The following is a 3,960-nucleotide window of genomic DNA, read 5'->3' on the forward strand; positions in this document are numbered from 1 at the left end:
CATCGTAATAGCTGGCGCTGTATTTCACCCAGGGCGCGAATCCCGGCCAGCGATCGCGCGTGGCGGCCTCATTGCGCACCTGATGCTTCGGCATCGATCCGTATTGGCGGGTGTAGATGTCATACAGGCTGAGCCCGGTTTTTATCAGCAACGCACCGCGTCGCGTCGGTTTATCGCTCAGGCGCAGAAAACGGCGCGTAGCATTCACTAAACCGCCAGCGAGATTATCGATCGGCACCGTGGTGCGTAAGGGGAAGACGTAATGCGAGGCATTTTTCAGCAGGCGGTCGCGCTCGGTGACCGACTCTTTGACCAGCGTGAACTCACCGGTTTCCAGATACCGCAAACCGCCATGAATCATGCGCGAAAGCGCGCCGCTGGCGGCCTGGCACCAGTCGCCTTTTTCCACCAGAATCGCCGGAATGCCCTGCAACGCCAACTCGCGAAACGTGCTGATGCCGTTGATGCCGCCGCCGACAATCAACACCGGTGTCGATGACCGCAGGCGCAGGGCGCTCAGGCGTTGTTCGCGGGTTTTGATGTTATCCATGAGATGCTCCAGATCCAGTACGCCAGGATGAGATCGTAGTCGCTGGAGCTGTGCTGGAGGACGAAAGGTGAAGGAATTGTTAATTCAATGAGTCGTAGTTGTGATTTCGTTCACTTAAATGGTGTTTAATAGACGGCGGGATTTGAGGTGTGTGAAAGGTTTGAATGAAAAAAAACCTCTTATCAGAGCAAGGCAGTATTTTACTAAGGAGTAATAGCATGAGAACGCAAAAGCGCTGTATGGGATATGTGGCAATTGTCGTGGATGATTATGACCGCGCCATTGAATATTACACTCAGAAGCTGGGATTCCATTTAATTGAAGATACACCTCAACCCGGTAAACGATGGGTTGTCGTGAACCCTAATCCGCAAAGTGATTGCAATCTATTACTCGCTCAGGCTTCCAATGAGCGACAGAAAGAATCCATCGGAAATCAATGCGGTGGCCGCGTATTTCTGTTTTTACAAACCGATGACTTCTGGCGTGACTATAACCAGATGAAAGCTATTGGCGTTACTTTCAGTGAAGAGCCGCGCGAAGAAGAATATGGCACAGTGGTCGTGTTCGAAGATATTTACGGCAACCGCTGGGATCTTTATCAGAATAAATAATCATAACGACCGATGTGACAAGGAATTAATGAATGCTCATCACTTTTAGCGGATTACCCGGCACCGGCAAAAGCACCATTGCGCGGTTATTGGCGCAGCAGCTCGGCGCGGTGTATTTACGCGTCGATACCATCGAACAGGCGCTGCGATCGGGTGAAGAGAGTGAGAAAGTCATCGGGCCGGAAGGGTATTTCGTCATCTACGGATTGGCGCGCGATAATCTGCTGCTCGGTTCCACCGTTATTACCGACTCGGTTAACGACCTGCAACTGATCCGCAATGCTTATCGCGATATCGCTTTGTTAAGCGGCTCGCCGCTGCTGGAAGTCGAAGTGATCTGTTCCGATCGTAACAAACATCGCTTTCGCGTCGAAAATCGCGCTTCCGATATTAAAGGCTTGAAGCTGCCGGATTGGCAGGCGGTTGAACAGCGCGAATATCAAGCCTGGGAACGCGATCATCTGCAGCTTGATAGCGCAATGCTATCTGCGCAGCAGTGCGTGGATGCCATTCTGCAAGCGCTACCGAAAACGTCAAAATCCTGATCTTTGAGTGGTGGCGTTCAATTCGTCGCCACTTTCACCTGAAACCTATTTTTCAACCTTAATGTGATCAATCTCCGAATTCGGCGCTTGTGGCATTGTTTATTGCTGCGCATTTGTTATGAGTGAAGCGTAATTTAGTTTCGAATGAAATACTAAAGTTAACGAATCGGAGCATGTCATGAATAATACTTTCACTTCATTGCAACAACCTGATGATTTCAAACAAAACGTCCGTCTGATGAAAAGCGTGCTGAGAGAGCAGATTGGTGATGTTGAAGGTCTGTTTGAACAAGTCAGAAGCAAAATCGTCAGCGAAATTGCCGCCGCTCATGCGGAAGAGGTGCAAAACGGCAGCGCGTGGCCGCAGGTCAGCCAGCAGGATATTGCGGCGGGACGCATCAGTGATGAGGTGAAGGATCATATCCGTCGACGCGGTTGTGTGGTGGTGAAGCAGACATTCCCCCGCGAACAGGCGCTGGCGTGGGATGAGTCGATGCTCAAGTATCTCGATGACAACGATTTCGACAACGTCTATAGAGGGCCGGGCGATAACTTCTTCGGTAACCTTGATGCGTCACGCCCAGAAATCTATCCGATTTACTGGAGCGATGCGCAGATGTCAGCGCGCCAAAGCGATGCCATGGCCCAGACGCAATCTTTCCTCAATCGCTTGTGGACTTTTGAGTCACGCGGCACACGCTGGTTTGAACCTGACGTCAGCATTATTTATCCCGATCGTATTCGTCGCCGCTTGCCTGGCACCACCTCCAAAGGTCTCGGCGCACACACCGATTCAGGCGCGCTGGAGCGTTGGTTATTGCCGGCGTATCAGCAGGTGTTCAGCAAAATTTTCACCAACCAGTTTGATCAATACGATCCCTGGGATGCGGCGCATCGCACTGAAGTGAATGAGTATCAATCAGGGACTACCACCAAGTGCTCGGTATTCCGTACCTTCCAGGGCTGGACCGCGCTGTCGGATATGCAGATTGGTCAGGGCTTGCTGCATGTGGTGCCGGTGCCGGAAGCGATGGCCTATTTGTTACTGCGTCCGTTGTTGAAAGATGTACCCGAAGATGAGTTGTGCGGTGTCGCGCCGGGCAAAGTGTTGCCGGTATCAGCACAGTGGCATCCGGAACTGATTGACGGCTTGTGTTCGATTCCCGCGCTGCAGGCCGGCGATTCGGTATGGTGGCACTGCGATGTGATCCATTCGGTCGCGCCTGTAGATGATCAGCAAGGCTGGGGCAATGTGATGTACATTCCCGCCGCGCCGCTGTGCGAGAAAAATGCCGCCTACGCGACCAAAGTGGCGCAAGCGCTGGCCACCGGTGCATCGCCGGGCGATTTCCCGCAGGAGGATTATGAAACGCAGTGGCGCGATCGCTTCACCCTTGATGCGTTAAATGTCAACGGTCGCCGCAGTCTGGGATTGGGCTAAATTTCTGGTAAGCTTGGCAAAAATTTCACAGCAGCGGGTGTTATGAACGCACGTCATCAGCAGATTATCCAATTGGTTAGCGAGCGCGGCAGCGTCAGCGTTAATGAGCTGGCGCACACCACCGGCGTCTCGGAAGTGACCGTGCGTCAGGATCTCAATCTCCTCGAGAAAGGTGGCTTTCTGCGCCGCGTGCACGGTTCCGCCGTGGCGCCAGAAAGTGATGACGTCGGCGCGCGTATGCAAACCCGCTTCGCCGTGAAAAAGCGATTGGCCGAATACGCGGCGTCGCTGGTAAACAGCGGTGAAACGGTGTTTATCGAAGGCGGCAGCACCAACGCCTTACTGGCGCGTGAACTGAGTGAACGCAACGACATCACCATCATTACCGTGAGCCATTACATCGCCGGATTGCTGCGCGAAAAGGGCGGTGATGTGATCATCCTCGGCGGCCTGTTCCAGAAAAGCAGTGAATCGGTGGTGGGGCCGCTGACGCGTTTGTGTATTCAGCACCTCAATTTCCACAAGGCGTTTATCGGCATTGATGGCTGGGATGCGGTCACCGGCTTTACCGGCCGCGACATGCTGCGCTGTGACGTAGTTAACGCCATCATGGAAAAACCCACGCACACCATCGCGTTGACGGATTCCTCTAAGTTTGGCCAGATTCATCCTTTTGCGCTGGCACCGCTTCAGCCGTTTAAACAACTGATCACCGATGCCGAACTGGAGGCGATCTATCAAAAAACGCTGCGAGAGAAGGGCGTGGAAGTGAGTGTGGTTTCGTAGGGTCGCCATTTATGGTGACCCATT

Annotated in this window: 5 protein-coding genes; 4 read left to right on the top strand and 1 reads right to left on the bottom strand. The window is 53.1% G+C overall.

Going from position 1 to position 3,960, the window contains the following annotated elements; all coding sequences use genetic code 11:
* Window positions 1-550: FAD-dependent oxidoreductase (locus RTY00_RS16970; protein WP_312665216.1), on the bottom strand; the 550-nt coding region annotated here is incomplete at its 3' end.
* 218 nt (window positions 551-768) lie between these two features.
* On the opposite strand from RTY00_RS16970, the gene RTY00_RS16975 reads away from it, so the two are divergent.
* The 4 genes from RTY00_RS16975 (at window position 769) to RTY00_RS16990 (ending at window position 3,936) form a co-directional block, all read left to right on the top strand.
* Window positions 769-1,164, top strand: coding sequence for a VOC family protein (locus RTY00_RS16975; protein WP_312665217.1), 396 nt, complete (start codon window positions 769-771; stop codon window positions 1,162-1,164).
* 32 nt (window positions 1,165-1,196) lie between these two features.
* On the top strand, window positions 1,197-1,709 hold the full coding sequence (locus RTY00_RS16980) for an AAA family ATPase (protein WP_312665218.1): 513 nt from the start codon (window positions 1,197-1,199) through the stop codon (window positions 1,707-1,709).
* Window positions 1,710-1,887: 178 nt separating this feature from the next.
* Complete coding sequence (locus tag RTY00_RS16985; RefSeq protein ID WP_312665219.1) at window positions 1,888-3,150, top strand: DUF1479 domain-containing protein; 1,263 nt, start codon at window positions 1,888-1,890, stop codon at window positions 3,148-3,150.
* Between the two features lie 42 nt (window positions 3,151-3,192).
* The gene (locus RTY00_RS16990) at window positions 3,193-3,936 is read left to right on the top strand and encodes a DNA-binding transcriptional regulator YciT (protein ID WP_312665220.1); all 744 of its coding nucleotides are present in this window, start codon (window positions 3,193-3,195) and stop codon (window positions 3,934-3,936) included.
* The last annotated feature ends 24 nt before the right edge of the window (window positions 3,937-3,960 follow it).

Origin of the sequence: Pantoea sp. CTOTU49201, assembly GCF_032054795.1 — a bacterium.
Classification (GTDB): domain Bacteria; phylum Pseudomonadota; class Gammaproteobacteria; order Enterobacterales; family Enterobacteriaceae; genus Pantoea; species Pantoea symbiotica.

Excerpts from the sequence above, each read along its gene's own strand:
- RTY00_RS16980 (WP_312665218.1), top strand. The coding sequence starts at position 1,197 with ATGCTCATCACTTTTAGCGGATTACCCGGCACCGGCAAAAGCACCATT.
- RTY00_RS16985 (WP_312665219.1), top strand. The coding sequence starts at position 1,888 with ATGAATAATACTTTCACTTCATTGCAACAACCTGATGATTTCAAACAA.
- RTY00_RS16975 (WP_312665217.1), top strand. The coding sequence starts at position 769 with ATGAGAACGCAAAAGCGCTGTATGGGATATGTGGCAATTGTCGTGGAT.
- RTY00_RS16990 (WP_312665220.1), top strand. The coding sequence starts at position 3,193 with ATGAACGCACGTCATCAGCAGATTATCCAATTGGTTAGCGAGCGCGGC.